This window comes from Pseudomonas sp. JAI120, from assembly GCF_014207255.1.
Lineage (GTDB): Bacteria > Pseudomonadota > Gammaproteobacteria > Pseudomonadales > Pseudomonadaceae > Aquipseudomonas.
In genome coordinates this window covers 252,786-267,800 of the sequence record NZ_JACHCZ010000003.1, presented here as the reverse complement: position 1 = coordinate 267,800, position 15,015 = coordinate 252,786, and the positions used below count along the sequence as shown (strand labels likewise).

Sequence of the window (15,015 nt, the reverse complement as noted above, 5' to 3'; positions counted from 1 at the left end):
AGAGCGATCAGCTCAAAAACTTCTGCAACAGGTCATTGAGAAAGAGTTGCCCGCGATCAGTGGCCGCCAGGCGTGACGGTTCGACCTGCATTAAGCCACTTTGTTCTGCCTCGCGCCGCGCCTCGTCAAGGCTCGCCAGATCGAGGCCGGTGCGCTCGGCGTAGAGCGTGGCGTCGACGCCCTCGGTGAGGCGCAGGGCGTTCATCAGGAACTCGAACGGCAGCTCTTCGTTGGTCAGCTCCTTCGCCCCGGCCTGGAAGCTTTTGGCCGGGTTGAGGTAGTCCTTCGGTGCGCGGGTCTTCCAGGTGCGCACAATGCGCCCGTCGGGGTGGCTGAGCTTGCCGTGGGCGCCGGCGCCGATGCCGATAAAGTCGCCAAAGCTCCAGTAGTTGAGGTTATGTCGCGCCGGGCGCCCGGGTTGGGCGTAGGCCGACACTTCATATTGTGCGTAACCGTGTTCGGCCAGCAGCGCCTGGCCAGCTTCCTGGATGTCCCACAGGGTGTCGTCTTCCGGCAGCGCCGGTGGCTGGTTCCAGAACACGGTGTTGGGTTCCAGGGTCAACTGGTACCAGGACAGGTGCGTCGGCTTCAGTGCGATGGCCTGGCGCAGGTCGCTCAACGCGTCCTCCAGGGACTGATCGGGCAAACCGTGCATCAGGTCCAGGTTGAAGTTATCGAACCCGGCCTGGCGTGCCATCCCGGCGGCGCGTACGGCTTCGTCGCCGTTGTGGATGCGACCCAGGGCCTCGAGCTTTTCCTGCTGGAAGCTCTGGATACCGATGGACAGCCGATTGATCCCCAGCGTGCGGTAAGCGACGAACTTTTCTTGCTCGAAAGTACCGGGGTTGGCTTCCAGGGTGATCTCGATGTCGCCGGCAAACGGGATGCGTGCTTCCACGCCTTTGAGCAATCGGCCCAGCGCCGCAGCGCTGAACAGGCTTGGCGTGCCGCCGCCGAAGAAGATCGAACTCAGTTCGCGCCCATACACCGCGTGCAGGTCCTGATCGAGGTCGGCCAGCAAGGCGTCGACATACTCTTCTTCCGGCAGCACCTTGCTGGCGGTGTGGGAGTTGAAGTCGCAGTAAGGGCATTTGCGCACGCACCACGGAATGTGGATATACAGCGCCAGGGGCGGCAGCACCGGCATGGCCGCCCGTGGTGTTTGCGCGCCACCGTGGATCAGCGGCTGCGCGGAGGTGTTCTGGGTCATTTCAAGCTCAGGCGTTGGCGCAGCAAATCCATTGCGCGGGCGCGGTGGCTGATCTGGTTCTTGTCGGCCGGGCTCAATTCAGCGCTGGAAACATTGCGTTCCGGCACCCAGAACAGCGGGTCATAACCAAAACCGTGCTCGCCACTGGCCGCATGCAGGATGCGCCCGTGCCACAGGCCTTCGCAGAGGATCGGCAGCGGGTCATCGGCATGTCGCACCAAGGCCAGCACGCAGACGAACTGCGCGCCACGCATCGCGTCCGGCACGTCCTTGAGGGCGTCCAGCAGCTTGGCATTGTTGGCCGCGTCGCCCTTGCCATCGGCATAACGCGCCGAGTAGATGCCCGGCGCGCCGCCGAGGAAGTCCACCGCCAGGCCAGAGTCATCGGCCAGCGCCGGAAGGCCCGAGATGCGTGCGGCATTGCGCGCCTTGAGGATGGCGTTCTCGACGAACGACAGGCCGGTCTCTTCCGGCTCCACCTGGCTGAACTCGCCGATCGAGCGCAACTGCACGGAGTCGCCGAGCATTGCCTGGAGTTCTTTGAGCTTGCCGGCGTTATGGCTGGCCAGTACGAGTTGAGTAAGGTTCATCATTCCGCCGGAAACAGTTCCTGGTTGAATTGGAAGCTATGGGCTTTGCCGCCGGTTTCAACATTGATGGTAAACGTCTTGTATTCCCGCTGTGTCACAGAGTACGGCGCGAGGTAATTAATCCCGCCTTTCTCGTCGATTTGCTTGAACGTCAAAATCTCGCTCTTGCCGCCCAGGTCCTTGATGGTGCCTGTCACCTGAGCTGCCACCGGGGTTACGCCCTTGATCACGGTCACATTGATCAAGCCTTTCTCCTTGCTGCGCACCACGCCAACTTTCTGGGCGGTTTCCGGCTGCAGGAAGCTGGAGGTGAAGGTGTTGTAATGAACGGTGATGTCACCGAAGTCTTTCTTGCGATTAGCGTCGATAGTGTCCGCCGCCATGGCGCTGGCGCCCAGGCATGCAGTCAGTAGAAAAATGGCCAAGCGACTCATGATCGTCCCTCTTGAAAATGATTAGACGGCAATCTTGTGATCCGTCAGGCCAGGGCTGCTGACCCGGTAGATACCAATTTCGCCCAACAGATTGGGCCATAGCTTACTTGCCCAGCCGTGACGGTGCTGTTGATCGACGGCCAGGCGGTTGATCACCTTGGCTTCACGCTCACCACACAGGGCTTCGAAGTCTTCGAAAGTACAGAAGTGGATGTTCGGCGTGTTGTACCAGGTGTACGGCAGGAAATCCGAGACCGGCATACGGCCCTTGGTCGCCAGGTACCAGCGGCAGCGCCAGTGCCCGAAGTTGGGGAAGGTGATGATGCACTGGCGGCCCACGCGCAGCATTTCGTCGAGAATGCGGTCCGGGTAGTGCACCGCTTGCAGGGCCTGGGTCATCACCACGATGTCGAAACTGTTGCTGGCAAAGTTGCCCAGGCCCTTGTCCAGGTCCTGTTCGATCACGTTGATGCCCTTGGCCACGCACTGGGCGATATTGTCCGGGTCGTTTTCCAGGCCATAGCCGGTGACTTGCTTGTTGTCCCGCAGCCAGCTCAGCAGTTCGCCATCGCCGCAGCCCAGGTCAAGCACGCGGCTGCCGGCGGGGATCCAGTCTTGGATGATGTCCAGGTCGGCTCTCATGGCGTTCTCACAAAGTAATTCGGTTCATGTAGTTGCTGAACGCTTGCAGGTAACGCGGGATCGGGATCAGGAAGGCGTCATGGCCTTGCGGAGCGTCGATCTCCAGGTAGCAGACGTCTTTTTTCGCAGCCATCAAGGCATCCACCAGCTCTCGGGAGCGGGCCGGCGAGAAGCGCCAATCGGTGGTAAACGACATGACGCAGAACTTGGCCGTGGCGCCCTCGAAGGTTTTCGCCAGGTCGTCGTCATGGTTGGCTGCCGGGTCGAAGTAGTCCAGAGCCTTGGTCATCAGCAGGTAGGTGTTGGCGTCGAAACGCCCCGAGAACTCCTCGCCCTGATAACGCAGGTAGCTTTCCACCTGGAACTCGACGCTGTGGAAGTCGTAGTTGAGCTTCTCGCTCTTGAGGCCACGGCCGAATTTCTCGCCCATGGAGTCATCGGACAGGTAGGTGATATGCCCGACCATCCGTGCCAGCATCAAGCCGCGCTTGGGGATCACACCGGCTTCCTGGAACGAACCGCCGTGGAACTCGGGATCGGTGAGGATGGCCTGGCGCGCCACTTCGTTGAAGGCGATGTTCTGCGCCGACAATTTGGGGGCCGAGGCGATGGCCAGGCAATGGCGCACGCGATCCGGGTAGGTGATGGTCCATTGCAGAGCCTGCATGCCGCCCAGGCTGCCGCCGATCACGGCGGCCCACTGCTGGATGCCCAACAGGTCGGCGAGGCGTGCCTGGCTGTGCACCCAGTCTTCCACGGTGAGTACCGGGAAGTCGGCGCCGAACGGCCTGCCGGTTTCCGGGTTGAGGCTGCTGGGGCCGGTGGAGCCGTTGCAGCCACCGAGGTTATTCAGGCTGACCACAAAGAACTTATTGGTGTCGATGGGCTTGCCGGGGCCGATGCAACTGTCCCACCAGCCGGGCTTGCGCTCGTCAACGCTGTGGAAACCAGCGGCGTGATGATGGCCGGAGAGGGCGTGGCAGATCAGCACGGCGTTGCTCGCCGTGGCGTTCAGTTGGCCGTAGGTTTCATAAATCAGGTCATAGGCAGGCAGCGAACGACCACAGGCCAAGGCCAGCGGTTCGCTGAAGTGCGCCACTTGGGGCACGACCAGTCCAACAGAATCGGGGGGAAAGGCAGTTGGCATCGACCCTGCTCTCGTTTAAATGAGGCGTAAGTCTAAAGACCGATGCATCCAGCGGCAAGCAAAGGCCAAATGTGGGAGGGAGCAGGTCGAATCGTCCCCCCCCCTGCATTTGCTCCGCCTGTCAGATCAGCCCGAACAGTAACTTGGGCATGTTCGCGAAGTCAGCCAGGTACGGGATTCCCCAGCCCTGTATCAGCTGGATCGCGATAAACGCGAAGATCGGCGAAATATCCAGGCCGCCGAGGTTGGGGACCCAGCGACGGAACGGCGCGAGCACCGGCTCGGTGATCTGAGACACCAGCTCGGCACCTGGGCTACGGCTACCCGGTGCGACCCAGGACAGGATCACGCTGATGATCATCGACCAGAAGATGATCTTCAAAAACAACGAGAAGAGCCCGATCAGTGCCCATGGCAACAGCAGCACGGTGTAAGGCAGGTAGCCTTTGAGCATCAGGACCAGCGCGAACAGCAGAATCTGCAGCAGCAATGCCAGTACCAGCGACGACATGTCCAGGCCTAACATGCTCGGGACCACCCGACGCAGGGGCTTGAGCAGCGGTTGCGTGGCCTTCACCACGAATTGGCACAGCGGGTTGTAGAAGTTTGCCCGCACCAATTGCAGGATAAAACGCATCAGCACGATCAGCAGGTACAGGCTGCCCAAGGTCTGGATGATGAAGATGACGGCGTCATTGAGTCCAAGCATCATTTATTCCTTCGTAGGGGTACGACTATTTGCCCAGCTGCTCGGCCATTTCAGCCGAACGATGTGCTGCGGCACCCAGTGCTTTTTCCACCAGGGCTTCAAAGCCCCCGGCCTGGAATGATTCGATGGCAGCCTGCGTGGTGCCGCCCGGGGAGGTAACGCGACGGCGCAACTCGGCAGCGTCCACCTCACTGGAGACGGCCATTTTCGCGGCGCCCAGGGCGGTTTGCTCGGCCAGTTGCTCAGCGACTTGCTGTGGCAGGCCGAGTTTTACGCCGGCGGCGGTCATGGCTTCGATCAGCAGGAAGAAGTAAGCCGGGCCGCTGCCCGAGACGGCGGTGACCGCGTCCAGTTGCTGCTCCTGTTCGAGCCACAGGGCAATGCCCACGGCGGACAGCAGTTCCAGGGCCTGGGCACGCTGTTCGGCGGTCACCTCGTGGGTGGCATACAAACCGCTCACGCCCTGGCGCAGCAGCGCCGGGGTGTTGGGCATGCAGCGTACGATCGGCTGGGCACCGAGCCAGTTGTTCATGCTGGCGCAGGTGATGCCGGCGGCGATCGACACCACCAGTTGGTGCGGCTGCAGGCTTGGGCGCAGGCTTTCGCACACAGCCTTCATGGCCTGTGGCTTGACCGCCAGCACGATCACATCGACACCTTGTATGGCTTCGGCGTTATCGGCGAAGGTTTCGATACCGTGCTCGGTGCTGACGCGGGCACGGGTCTCGGCGCCCGGGTCGCTGGCGCGGATCTGCGCGGCGTCCAGACCCTTGGCCCGCAGGCCACCGATCAGGCTGGCCGCCATGTTGCCGGCGCCGATAAAGGCAATACGCGTGTTGCTCATGACAGGTCCTTACTTAGATGGATGTCAGCCATTTCATGGCTGGCCGTAGTCGCGGGCGCCAAACAGGGCGGTACCGATCCGCACCCAGGTGGCGCCTTGGGCGATGGCCGACTCAAGGTCGTGGCTCATGCCCATGGAAAGAGTGTCGAGCGGCAGGTTCAGGCTGTTTTGCAGGTCGCGCACGCGGGCGAACGCTGCATCTTGCTCGGCCCGGTCTTCCGTCGGCTCGGGAATTGCCATCAAGCCCCGCAGCTTCAGGCGCGGCAGGGCGCTGATGGCATTGGCCAGGGCCGGCAGGTCGGCGGGTGTGCAGCCGGACTTGCTGGCTTCGCCACTGACATTGACCTGGATGCAGATATTCAGCGGCGGCAGGTCGGCCGGGCGTTGCTCGGACAGGCGTTGTGCAATTTTGAGGCGGTCCACGGAATGCACCCAAGCGAAGTGCTCGGCGATGGCACGAGTCTTGTTCGATTGAATGGGGCCGATGAAGTGCCAACTCAAGGGCAGGTCGGTTAATTCGGCCTGTTTGCCCAGGGCTTCCTGCAGATAGTTTTCGCCAAAATCACGCATCCCGGCGGCATAGGCTTCGCGCAGGGCTTGGGCGGGTTTGGTCTTGCTCACGGCCAGCAGGTGGATGCTGTGTGCGTCACGTTGCACGGCGTCGGCTGCGGCGCGGATGCGCTGGCTAACCTGGCCGATATTGTCTGCTATCGTCGACATTCAAGATGCGCCCGTGGATATGGAGTCCGCGGCATTCTACTGGAAATGGAAAGCCCTATGGATATCACTGAATTACTGGTGGCCGGCGTGCGTCGCGGCGCCTCCGACTTGCATTTGTCGGCCGGTGTGGCACCCATGCTGCGCATTGACGGTGAGGTCTGGCCGTTGGATTGGCCGGTGCTTTCACCCCCGCAAGTGGCGGATTTATTGAGCCCGCTGCTCAACCGCTACCAACAAAAGGATTTCGAAACATCTCTTGAAACGGATTTTGCCTTCGAGCTGCCAGGCGTGGCGCGGTTCCGGGCGAATGTGTTCCAGCAGGATCGCGGCATGGGTGCGGTGTTTCGCACCATCCCGGCCGAGGTCCAGAGCCTGGAAAATCTCGGCCTGGGGGAGGTGTTCCGGCGTATCGCCCTGCTTCCGCGCGGCCTGGTGCTGGTGACGGGCCCCACCGGCTCCGGCAAGTCCACTACCCTGGCGGCGATGATCGATTACCTCAATCAGCATCGGCGCCAGCACATCCTCACGCTGGAAGACCCCATCGAATTTATCCACACGCCGAAAATCGCCCTGATCAACCAGCGGCAGGTTCATCGCGACACCCATGGCTTTTCCACCGCGTTGCGCTCGGCGTTACGGGAAGATCCGGATGTGATCCTGGTGGGCGAGTTGCGCGACCTGGAAACCATCCGCCTGGCCCTGACGGCCGCTGAGACCGGACATCTGGTATATGGCACCCTGCACACCACCTCGGCGGCAAAGACCGTGGACAGGCTGGTGGACGTGTTCCCTGCGGGGGAAAAGGCCATGGTCCGCTCGATGCTGTCGGAGTCGTTGCAGGCGGTGGTGTCTCAGGTACTGGTCAAGAAGGTTGGCGGCGGGCGGGTGGCGGCCCATGAAATCATGCTGGGCACGCCAGCCATTCGAAATTTGATCCGCGAGGACAAGGTGGCGCAGATAGTCTCGGCGATTCAGACCGGCGGTGCGCTGGGCATGAAGACGCTGGATATGAGCTTGAAGGCGTTGGTCACGGAAGGCGTGATCAGCGGGGAGGAGGCGCGGGAGAAGGCAAGGGTGCCTGGGGATATCTGAGGGTTTGTGGACGACACAAATCAAATGTGGGAGGGGGCTTGCTCCCGATAGCGGTGGATCAGTCAGCGTATCTGTACCTGACCCACTGCTATCGGGAGCAAGCCCCCTCCCACATTTACTGCTGCTACTGCTGCATTTCAGCTGAAGATCAGCGTTGCACGATCCGCAGGTTGCTGTTCTGCTCTTTCGGCAGAACCCGCTTGGCAATCACGTAGTTCTTGTTCCAGAACGGCTTTTTCAGCGTGTCGATACTGACCGACTTGCCACGACGTGGTGCGTGGATAAAGCGGTCGTTGCCCAGGTAAATGGCAACGTGGTTCACCTGGCGGCTCTTCAGTTTGAAGAACAACAGGTCACCCGGTTTCAGGTCCTTGCGATCAACCTTCTGCCCATGGCCGGCGGCCATGGCGTTGGAGGTGCGCGGCAGATCCACGGCGGCTACGTCGTTAAACGCATATTTCACCAGGCCACTGCAGTCGAACCCTTTACTTGGGCTGCTGCCGCCCCAACGATAAGGAGTACCCAGCACGTTTACGGCGCGGCTGAGGACGGTGCTGCTCTGCTTGGTGTTGACTGCCATCAGGCCTGGAACTGCCTTACCGTGGGCCTTGCTCAGTTGAGTCGGGCGGCTGACGGTCGGCTTTGCCGATTTGGCGGTGCTTGGCGTGCTGTGGACTTTAGGGGTGAAACCGTTGACGTTTGGAAGTCGTTGCTCACGATTGGTGGCGTGGGCGGCCAGTGGCATTAATAGGCAAATGGTTAGCCATGTCTTGAAAAATGGTCGCATTAGGCGTGGCTCTTATGGGTTTGCGCGCAACTTTATAACAGCTTTTTGTGTCGTTCTCAGGCCGTTTGTCGACTGAACCTTGGGGTCAAACTCAGGAAAAATGCGACGATTCGCCGCGATTGTCCTACACAAGTCAGGTGGCATAAGGCTTTCAGGGGAGGGAAGATACCATTTGCCGTACGTCGGGCGCCTGTAAAAAAGTCACAAAGAAAGTGAAAAAATTTATCTATCGAAGCAAATGAGGTACTCCATGAACACCTATCAACAGGTTGGTCCGCAGCAAGACACCCACAGCAAGGTGATCGGTTACCTGCTCTGGATTTTCGGGTTTACCGGGGCCCATCGCTTCTATTACGGCAAGCCGGTGACCGGCACGATCTGGTTTTTCACCCTGGGTTTGCTTGGGATCGGCTGGCTGATCGACCTGTTCCTGATCCCGGCCATGGACCGAGAAGCGGACCTGCGTTTTACCGCTGGCCCTATCGAATACAACGTCGCTTGGATTCTGTTGGCGTTTCTGGGGGTATTCGGCGTGCACCGCATGTACCAGGGCAAATGGGTCACCGGACTGATCTACCTGCTGACCGGCGGTTTGTTCCTGGTGGGGGTGCTGTATGACTTCTGGACGTTGAATACCCAGGTTTCGATCCGCAATGCCGAGCGCAATGGCGGCCGGTAGATCATAAATAACCTGTAGGAGCGAGCAAGCTCGCTCCTACAGTTTTTAAGGCTCAAGCCTGGTAGCTGATGCGCCCGTCCACCAAGGTGTAGCGCACGCTCGCCGGCAGGTTATGGCCGATGAACGGGCAGTTCTCACCTTTGGACAGCCAGTGCTCCCCGGCAACCGTGGAACCGGCCGGGTCAAACAGCACCAGGTCTGCCGCCGCACCTACCGCCAGTTTCCCCGCCGGCAGGCGCAAGGCCTTGGCCGGGCCGGTGCTCAGGCGTGCCAGCAGGGTCGGCAAGTCGAGCAAACCGTCTTCCACCAACGTCATCGCCAGTGGCAGTAAGAGCTCCACGCTGCTGATGCCCGGCTCTGTCGCGCCAAATGGTGCCAGCTTGGCATCCCGCTCGTGGGGCTGGTGGTGGCTGGAAATCGCCGAGACCACACCGGATTTGACTGCCGCACGCAAACCGTCACGATCGGCCTGTGTGCGCAGCGGCGGTTGTACGTGGTAAAGGCTGGAGAAGTCGATCAGCGCCTCGTCCGTCAGCAGCAATTGATACAACGCCACGTCCGCCGTCACCGGCAGGCCACGGGCCTGGGCCTGGGCGATCAGGGCCACGCCCCGGGCGCTGGTCAGCTGGCTGAAGTGCGCGCGCACGCCACTTTGTTCCACCAGCAGCAGGTCACGGGCCAGGGCTACGGTTTCAGCGGTTTCCGGAATGCCCGGCAAGCCGAGGAAGCTGGCGACCGCACCTTCATGGGCCAGGCCGCCTTCGGCCAGGTCGCGGTCCTGGGAGTGGAAGATCACCGTCAAGTCGAAGGTGGCCGCATATTCCAGGGCGCGGCACAGGGTGCGGGTGCTGCGGAAACTCTCCAGGCCGTTGCCGAACGCCACGCAACCGGCGTCGCGCAAGGCAATCAGTTCGGCGAGTTGTTCGCCTTCCAGGCCTTTGCTCAGGGCGCCGATGGGAAACACTTTGCAATTGCCGGCTTCGCGCGCACGGTCGAGGATCAGCTCGGTCACGGCCGATGTGTCGAGCACCGGTTTGGTGTGCGGTGGGCAGCACAGGCTGGTGACGCCACCGGCTGCGGCCGCGCGGGTCTCGCTGGTGATATTGCCTTTGCGGCTGTAGCCCGGCTCGCGCAGGGCGACGTTCAGGTCCACCAGTCCAGGTGCGGCCACCAGACCTTTGGCATCGATCGTCTCGCTGGGGCTGAAATCACGGGGGGCGGCGCCGATGGCGATGATCTTGCCGGCTTCCAGATGCAGATCGGTAATGTGATCCAGGCCGCTGGCCGGATCGATGACTCGGGCGCCGAGAATGCTGAGCTTCACTGGGCCTTCTCCTGCTCGAATTGACGTTGCGCGGTTTGCCCGCTCATGGCCATGGACAACACCGCCATGCGCACGGCGATGCCATACGTGACCTGGTTGAGAATCACCGACTGGTTACCGTCGGCCACCGCCGACTCAATCTCCACGCCTCGGTTGATCGGCCCCGGGTGCATCACGATGGCATCCGGCTTGGCGCCGGCCAGGCGTGCGGTGGTCAGGCCGAACAGGCGGTAGAACTCGCCCTCGCTCGGCAGCAGACCCCCCGACATGCGTTCGCGCTGCAGGCGCAGCATGATCACCACGTCCACATCCTTGAGGCCTTCTGTCATGTCGGTGTAGACCTTCACGCCGTATTGCTCGACGCCGATGGGCAGCAGGGTTTTCGGCGCGATCACGCGAATGTCCGGGCAACCCAGGGTTTTCAGGGCCAGCATGTTCGAGCGTGCCACCCGCGAATGCAGGATGTCGCCGACGATGGCCACCGAAAGGTTTTCAAAGCTGCCCTTGTGCCGACGAATGGTGAGCATGTCGAGCATGCCCTGGGTCGGGTGGGCGTGACGGCCGTCGCCGCCGTTGATGATCGCCACCTGCGGGCATACATGCTCGGCAATGAAGTGGGCGGCACCGGAGTCGCCGTGGCGCACCACGAACATGTCGGCGGCCATGGCTTCCAGATTGCGCAGGGTGTCGAGCAGGGTCTCGCCCTTGCTCGCCGACGAGGTGGACACGTTTAACGTGATCACGTCGGCCGACAGCCGTTGGGCCGCCAGTTCAAAGGTGGTCCGTGTACGGGTGGAGTTCTCGAAGAACACGTTGCAGATGGTCTTGCCGCGCAGCAGCGGGACTTTCTTCACCGCCCGGCCGCCCACTTCGAGGAACGAGTCGGCGGTGTCGAGGATTTCGGTGAGCAGTTCGCGGGGCAAACCGTCGAGGGACAAGAAGTGTTGCAACTGGCCCTGAGCATTGAGCTGCAGCGGGCGCTTGGCATCTAGAGGCGTCATCGCGGGGACTCTTTACAAGGCGGTTTAAAGGGCAAGGTCTTGCAGTTCGAGTTCGAGCGGCGTGGGACCGGACAATTTTACTCGCTGGCTGGCCTCAAGGGACAGCGTGGCGCCAACCACGTCCGGGCTGATAGGCAGTTCGCCTGCCTCCAGGTCCAGCAGACAGACCAGGGTGATGCTGGCGGGGCGCCCGTAATCGAACAATTCATTCATGGCGGCGCGTATGGTACGGCCGCTCATCAGCACGTCGTCGATCAGCACCAGGTGCTGGCCTTCAATCTCGAACGGCAGGGCGGACGGGCGCACTTGTGGGTGCAGGCCGTTCTGGCTGAAGTCGTCGCGGTAGAAGGACACGTCCAGGGTACCCAAGGGTGAGTCGCTGCCCAGTTCGTCCAGCAACGCTTGGGCGACCCACACACCGCCGGTGCGAATACCGATAAAGCGCGGTTCGCTGATGCCACGGTGTTCCAGGTGCGTCTTGAGGCTAACCGCCATCTGGCGGATCAGTTCGGCGGGGTTTGGCAGACTCATGGTGGCTCCTTCAAGGCCTTGCGCGGCGGGGGCGACGACAAGGTCCGGGCTCAAACGTAAGAAGACGCGGCAAGCCGCGTCAGTCAGGATTCAAATAAAGCAGTGTTTTCATCCAGCCAGCCTTGCAACAGCAAGGCGGCGGCAATGGCGTCCACCGGGTTGTCGCGGTAACTGCCCTTCTGGCCGCCACGGTCGCGGCGCTCGCCCTTGGCTTCAAAGGTGGTCAAGCGTTCATCGTGGGTATAGAAGGGCAGGTTGTAGCGGCCGTTAAGGCGGCGGGCGAACTTTTCGGCGCGCAGGCACATGTCGCTGGGGGTGCCGTCCATGTTGAGGGGCAGGCCGACCACCACGGCGTCGGGCTTCCACTCTTTAATGAGGGCTTCGACCTGGTTCCAGTCCGGTATGCCGTTCTGGGCCTTGAGGGTGCACAGCTCGCGGGCCTGGCCGGTGATCACCTGGCCAACCGCTACGCCGATCTGCTTGGTGCCGTAGTCAAAGCCGAGGATCAGACGCAAGGCCATCAGGCGTGCCCCGCCTGGCTGGTCAGCAGGCTGAGGTTGACCCGCAGCTTGGCCGCGGCGGCTTCCAGGCGCAATTCGCTTGCGGTATTGAACAGGATGTCGGCATCGAACGGGCAGGTCAGCCAGGCATTGCTGGCCAGTTCGGCTTCCAGCTGCCCGGCTTCCCAGCCGGCGTAACCCAGGGTGATCACACTTTGCTCAGGGCCTACACCGTCGGCGATGGCGAACAACACGTCCTGGGAGGTGGACAGTGAGACCCCGTCCAGGTCCACCGTGGCCTGGAACTTCGGTCCGGTCGGGTGCAGCACAAAGCCGCGATCGGTCTGCACCGGCCCGCCGATGTAGATCTGTACGCCCTGGCAACGGGCCGGTGGGTCGACCTCCGGGCGCAGTTGTTCAAGGATATCGGCCAGGTTCAGCGCCTGCGGGCGGTTCACCACCAACCCCATGGCACCATTGGCCGTGTGCTCGACGATGTAGGTCAAGGTCTGCGCAAAGTTCGGGTCGGCCATATGGGGCATGGCGATCAGGAATTGGTGCTTGAGGTAGGTCGGGCTGACATTTTTCATGTCCGCTAGTGTGGCGTTGGAGGGGCGAACTGACAAGCTGGACGTGACCCGAATACAGTGCTGTCGGCTTTTCTGTAGGAGGGCGCTTTCAGTTGCTGGAGAGGCGGTCACCCTTGGCAAACTTCCAGGTGCGGATGATTTCCAGGCGGTCCACATCGTTCAAGTCCCCGGTAAACGGGGCAAAGGGCGCGGCCAGGCGCACGATGCGTTGGGCGGCCTGGTCCAGCAGCGGCTGACCGGACGACTCCAGCACCTGCACTTCATATAACGTACCGTCGCGGTTGATCGACACCAATAGGCGTAAATTGCCGTAAATCTGCTGGCGCCGTGCCTCTTCCGGGTAGTTGAGGTTACCGATGCGCTCGACCTTCTTACGCCACTCGTCCTTATACCAGGCGCCCTTGTCACGCATGGTCGAGGCCGCGTTCAAGCGATAGATGCGCGGACGCTTGGCATAAAGCTGTTGTTCATGGGCCAGTTCGGCCTCCAGGCTGGAAATTTCGTCAGACAGTGTCGAGCTATCGAACGTCGGCGCCGGCTTCACGGGCTCCGGCTGCGGCTCGGTCTTGGTTTTCTCGCGCTGGACCGGGGCTTTTTGCGGCTTGGGTGCGACCGTGGTCACCGTGGGCTTGGGCGTGGCCTGTTTGACTTCAGGCTTGGGCGCCGGCGGCGGTGTGACCTTATTGACCTTGTTGTCCTGGAAAGGCGCCACTTCGGTAGTCTTGGGTATCGCCTTTTTGTCCAGGGTGCCACTGCCCTGTTGGTTGTCCTGGGCAAGAAAATCCGCCTTCTCGGGCTTCTTTTCACTCTTGAACGTGGCGAGGGTGATTTCCAGGGTCTTGGTGATCTGCTTGGGCTCGACCATGGTGAAACCCACGCCGAGGATCAATGCCAGGTGAATCAACGCGGCCAGGAACAGGGTAAATCCGAGCCGATCAGCCGGGCGCACGCCGCTGTGGGAGAGTTCGGGGGGCAGATCGGACGGGAGTGTCATGACAAGAAAACCAACATCGCGCGTTTCACAGGTCGGGCATGATAGCGCAATGTTGGTGTGTGTCCGGCTGTTCTATATCACTTGGCCTGCAGCTTGCGCTCGATGGCAGCCATCAACATTTCACCGATGTTGGTGCCAAATGCGTTGTCGATCTCGCGAATGCAGGTCGGGCTGGTGACGTTGATTTCGGTGAGGTTTTCACCAATCACGTCAAGGCCAACAAACAGCAAACCCTTTTCCCGCAGGGTCGGACCAACTTGGCTGGCGATCCAGCGGTCCTTGTCGGACAACGGCCGCGCTTCGCCACGACCGCCGGCCGCCAGGTTGCCACGGGTCTCGCCCGCCGCCGGGATACGCGCCAGGCAGTAATCCACCGGCTCGCCGTCGATCATCAGGATGCGTTTGTCGCCGTCCTTGATCGCCGGCAGGTAGGCCTGGCCCATGATCTGCTGGGTGCCCAGGGCGGTCAGGGTTTCGAGGATCACCGACAGGTTGGGGTCGCCGGCGCGGTGCCGGAAGATCGAGGTGCCACCCATGCCGTCCAGCGGCTTGAGGATCACATCGCCGTGTTTGGCGGCGAATTCACGCAGCACATCGGCGCGGCGGCTGACCACGGTAGGCGGCGTGCACTGCGGGAACAACGTGGCGAACAGCTTTTCATTGCAGTCGCGCAGGCTCTGGGGTTTGTTGACGATCAGCACGCCAGCGCGCTCGGCCTGCTCCAGCAGATAGGTGGAATAGACGAACTCCATGTCGAACGGCGGGTCCTTGCGCATCAGGATCACGTCGAGGTCGCTCAGGGGGCTGTCGATTTCGTCCTGCAGTTCGAACCACTTCTCGGGGTTGGCAAACACCTGCAGCGGGCGCATGCGTGCACGGGCCTCGCCGTCGCCCTGGTAAAGGTCGCGCTGTTCCATATAGAACAGGGTCCAGCCGCGGGCCTGGGCGGCCAGGAGCATGGCCAGCGAGCTGTCCTTTTTATAGGAAATGCTGGCGATAGGGTCCATGACAATGCCGACGCGAACGCTCATGGGGGATTTCCTCTAGCAAATTAGGGCGCATAAAAGTGGCGTCAGAGTGGCGCTGCGGTTGTTGTGGGTCAAGGAAAAACCACCGGGCGGGTGCCTCGATAGATTGCTCCCCGAGACTGTGCTAAAAAGACTGCCACGGCGCAGCAGCCCTTGAAATCCAAGGCCTGCGGCGCTCATCCTGTGCAACATC

At 61.5% G+C, this 15,015-nt stretch carries 18 protein-coding genes; 2 read left to right on the top strand and 16 right to left on the bottom strand.

The genetic code is table 11. From position 1 onward, the window contains the following. Positions 1-7: 7 nt before the first annotated feature. From hemW to HDC32_RS18695, 8 genes are all read right to left on the bottom strand, one after another. Positions 8-1,147: a radical SAM family heme chaperone HemW gene (hemW, locus tag HDC32_RS18730; RefSeq protein ID WP_218571034.1), complete on the bottom strand. Its 1,140-nt coding sequence runs from the start codon at positions 1,145-1,147 to the stop codon at positions 8-10. Positions 1,148-1,206: 59 nt separating this feature from the next. Continuing rightward, positions 1,207-1,803: an RdgB/HAM1 family non-canonical purine NTP pyrophosphatase gene (gene rdgB, locus HDC32_RS18725; RefSeq protein WP_049711104.1), complete on the bottom strand. Its 597-nt coding sequence runs from the start codon at positions 1,801-1,803 to the stop codon at positions 1,207-1,209. Next, a complete protein-coding gene (locus HDC32_RS18720; RefSeq protein WP_027606095.1) occupies positions 1,800-2,234 on the bottom strand; it encodes a DUF4426 domain-containing protein in 435 nt (144 codons plus the stop codon). The genes rdgB and HDC32_RS18720 overlap by 4 nt, the downstream gene beginning before the upstream one ends. A gap of 21 nt (positions 2,235-2,255) precedes the next feature. Next, positions 2,256-2,876 (bottom strand): methionine biosynthesis protein MetW, encoded by a 621-nt coding sequence (gene metW, locus HDC32_RS18715; RefSeq protein WP_017735309.1) that lies wholly within the window; start codon positions 2,874-2,876, stop codon positions 2,256-2,258. Between the two features lie 7 nt (positions 2,877-2,883). Continuing rightward, the gene (locus HDC32_RS18710; protein WP_184745098.1) at positions 2,884-4,023 is read right to left on the bottom strand and encodes a homoserine O-acetyltransferase; all 1,140 of its coding nucleotides are present in this window, start codon (positions 4,021-4,023) and stop codon (positions 2,884-2,886) included. 121 nt (positions 4,024-4,144) lie between these two features. Next, positions 4,145-4,732: a YggT family protein gene (locus tag HDC32_RS18705; RefSeq protein ID WP_184745096.1), complete on the bottom strand. Its 588-nt coding sequence runs from the start codon at positions 4,730-4,732 to the stop codon at positions 4,145-4,147. A gap of 25 nt (positions 4,733-4,757) precedes the next feature. After that, the gene (proC, locus tag HDC32_RS18700) at positions 4,758-5,576 is read right to left on the bottom strand and encodes a pyrroline-5-carboxylate reductase (RefSeq protein ID WP_131697505.1); all 819 of its coding nucleotides are present in this window, start codon (positions 5,574-5,576) and stop codon (positions 4,758-4,760) included. A 33-nt stretch (positions 5,577-5,609) separates the two neighbouring features. Then, positions 5,610-6,296: a YggS family pyridoxal phosphate-dependent enzyme gene (locus HDC32_RS18695; protein ID WP_131697504.1), complete on the bottom strand. Its 687-nt coding sequence runs from the start codon at positions 6,294-6,296 to the stop codon at positions 5,610-5,612. 57 nt (positions 6,297-6,353) lie between these two features. Between HDC32_RS18695 and HDC32_RS18690 the strand changes: the two genes are divergently transcribed. Beyond that, on the top strand, positions 6,354-7,388 hold the full coding sequence (locus tag HDC32_RS18690; protein WP_167656960.1) for a type IV pilus twitching motility protein PilT: 1,035 nt from the start codon (positions 6,354-6,356) through the stop codon (positions 7,386-7,388). A gap of 148 nt (positions 7,389-7,536) precedes the next feature. Here HDC32_RS18690 and HDC32_RS18685 read toward each other — a convergent pair whose 3' ends face one another. Further along, the gene (locus tag HDC32_RS18685) at positions 7,537-8,175 is read right to left on the bottom strand and encodes a C40 family peptidase (protein WP_184745094.1); all 639 of its coding nucleotides are present in this window, start codon (positions 8,173-8,175) and stop codon (positions 7,537-7,539) included. 250 nt (positions 8,176-8,425) lie between these two features. Here HDC32_RS18685 and HDC32_RS18680 point away from each other — a divergent pair, with 250 nt between their 5' ends. After that, positions 8,426-8,854, top strand: a complete 429-nt coding sequence (locus HDC32_RS18680) for a TM2 domain-containing protein (RefSeq protein ID WP_131697501.1) — start codon at positions 8,426-8,428, stop codon at positions 8,852-8,854. A 52-nt stretch (positions 8,855-8,906) separates the two neighbouring features. Here HDC32_RS18680 and HDC32_RS18675 read toward each other — a convergent pair whose 3' ends face one another. From HDC32_RS18675 to gshB, 7 genes are all read right to left on the bottom strand, one after another. Further along, positions 8,907-10,178 carry a dihydroorotase gene (locus tag HDC32_RS18675; protein WP_145336900.1) on the bottom strand — a complete coding sequence of 424 codons (1,272 nt, stop codon included), beginning with the start codon at positions 10,176-10,178 and terminating at the stop codon, positions 8,907-8,909. After that, positions 10,175-11,179, bottom strand: coding sequence for an aspartate carbamoyltransferase catalytic subunit (locus HDC32_RS18670; RefSeq protein ID WP_131697499.1), 1,005 nt, complete (start codon positions 11,177-11,179; stop codon positions 10,175-10,177). The genes HDC32_RS18675 and HDC32_RS18670 overlap by 4 nt, the downstream gene beginning before the upstream one ends. 24 nt (positions 11,180-11,203) lie before the next feature. Then, complete coding sequence (pyrR, locus tag HDC32_RS18665) at positions 11,204-11,710, bottom strand: bifunctional pyr operon transcriptional regulator/uracil phosphoribosyltransferase PyrR (protein ID WP_027606085.1); 507 nt, start codon at positions 11,708-11,710, stop codon at positions 11,204-11,206. Positions 11,711-11,793: 83 nt separating this feature from the next. Beyond that, the gene (gene ruvX / locus HDC32_RS18660; RefSeq protein ID WP_005792259.1) at positions 11,794-12,231 is read right to left on the bottom strand and encodes a Holliday junction resolvase RuvX; all 438 of its coding nucleotides are present in this window, start codon (positions 12,229-12,231) and stop codon (positions 11,794-11,796) included. Further along, a complete protein-coding gene (locus HDC32_RS18655) occupies positions 12,231-12,800 on the bottom strand; it encodes a YqgE/AlgH family protein (protein WP_090401661.1) in 570 nt (189 codons plus the stop codon). The genes ruvX and HDC32_RS18655 overlap by 1 nt, the downstream gene beginning before the upstream one ends. 88 nt (positions 12,801-12,888) lie before the next feature. Next, the gene (locus tag HDC32_RS18650; RefSeq protein ID WP_131697497.1) at positions 12,889-13,794 is read right to left on the bottom strand and encodes an energy transducer TonB; all 906 of its coding nucleotides are present in this window, start codon (positions 13,792-13,794) and stop codon (positions 12,889-12,891) included. Positions 13,795-13,871: 77 nt separating this feature from the next. Then, positions 13,872-14,825 (bottom strand): glutathione synthase, encoded by a 954-nt coding sequence (gshB, locus tag HDC32_RS18645; protein WP_053128013.1) that lies wholly within the window; start codon positions 14,823-14,825, stop codon positions 13,872-13,874. Positions 14,826-15,015 lie beyond the last annotated feature (190 nt).

What these genes read in the sequence shown, in the direction of transcription:
- hemW (WP_218571034.1), bottom strand. Translation starts at nt 1,147, where the DNA reads ATGCCGGTGCTGCCGCCCCTGGCGCTGTATATCCACATTCCGTGGTGC.
- rdgB (WP_049711104.1), bottom strand. Translation starts at nt 1,803, where the DNA reads ATGATGAACCTTACTCAACTCGTACTGGCCAGCCATAACGCCGGCAAG.
- HDC32_RS18720 (WP_027606095.1), bottom strand. Translation starts at nt 2,234, where the DNA reads ATGAGTCGCTTGGCCATTTTTCTACTGACTGCATGCCTGGGCGCCAGC.
- metW (WP_017735309.1), bottom strand. Translation starts at nt 2,876, where the DNA reads ATGAGAGCCGACCTGGACATCATCCAAGACTGGATCCCCGCCGGCAGC.
- HDC32_RS18710 (WP_184745098.1), bottom strand. Translation starts at nt 4,023, where the DNA reads ATGCCAACTGCCTTTCCCCCCGATTCTGTTGGACTGGTCGTGCCCCAA.
- HDC32_RS18705 (WP_184745096.1), bottom strand. Translation starts at nt 4,732, where the DNA reads ATGCTTGGACTCAATGACGCCGTCATCTTCATCATCCAGACCTTGGGC.
- proC (WP_131697505.1), bottom strand. Translation starts at nt 5,576, where the DNA reads ATGAGCAACACGCGTATTGCCTTTATCGGCGCCGGCAACATGGCGGCC.
- HDC32_RS18695 (WP_131697504.1), bottom strand. Translation starts at nt 6,296, where the DNA reads ATGTCGACGATAGCAGACAATATCGGCCAGGTTAGCCAGCGCATCCGC.
- HDC32_RS18690 (WP_167656960.1), top strand. Translation starts at nt 6,354, where the DNA reads ATGGATATCACTGAATTACTGGTGGCCGGCGTGCGTCGCGGCGCCTCC.
- HDC32_RS18685 (WP_184745094.1), bottom strand. Translation starts at nt 8,175, where the DNA reads ATGCGACCATTTTTCAAGACATGGCTAACCATTTGCCTATTAATGCCA.
- HDC32_RS18680 (WP_131697501.1), top strand. Translation starts at nt 8,426, where the DNA reads ATGAACACCTATCAACAGGTTGGTCCGCAGCAAGACACCCACAGCAAG.
- HDC32_RS18670 (WP_131697499.1), bottom strand. Translation starts at nt 11,179, where the DNA reads ATGACGCCTCTAGATGCCAAGCGCCCGCTGCAGCTCAATGCTCAGGGC.
- pyrR (WP_027606085.1), bottom strand. Translation starts at nt 11,710, where the DNA reads ATGAGTCTGCCAAACCCCGCCGAACTGATCCGCCAGATGGCGGTTAGC.
- ruvX (WP_005792259.1), bottom strand. Translation starts at nt 12,231, where the DNA reads ATGGCCTTGCGTCTGATCCTCGGCTTTGACTACGGCACCAAGCAGATC.
- HDC32_RS18655 (WP_090401661.1), bottom strand. Translation starts at nt 12,800, where the DNA reads ATGAAAAATGTCAGCCCGACCTACCTCAAGCACCAATTCCTGATCGCC.
- HDC32_RS18650 (WP_131697497.1), bottom strand. Translation starts at nt 13,794, where the DNA reads ATGACACTCCCGTCCGATCTGCCCCCCGAACTCTCCCACAGCGGCGTG.
- gshB (WP_053128013.1), bottom strand. Translation starts at nt 14,825, where the DNA reads ATGAGCGTTCGCGTCGGCATTGTCATGGACCCTATCGCCAGCATTTCC.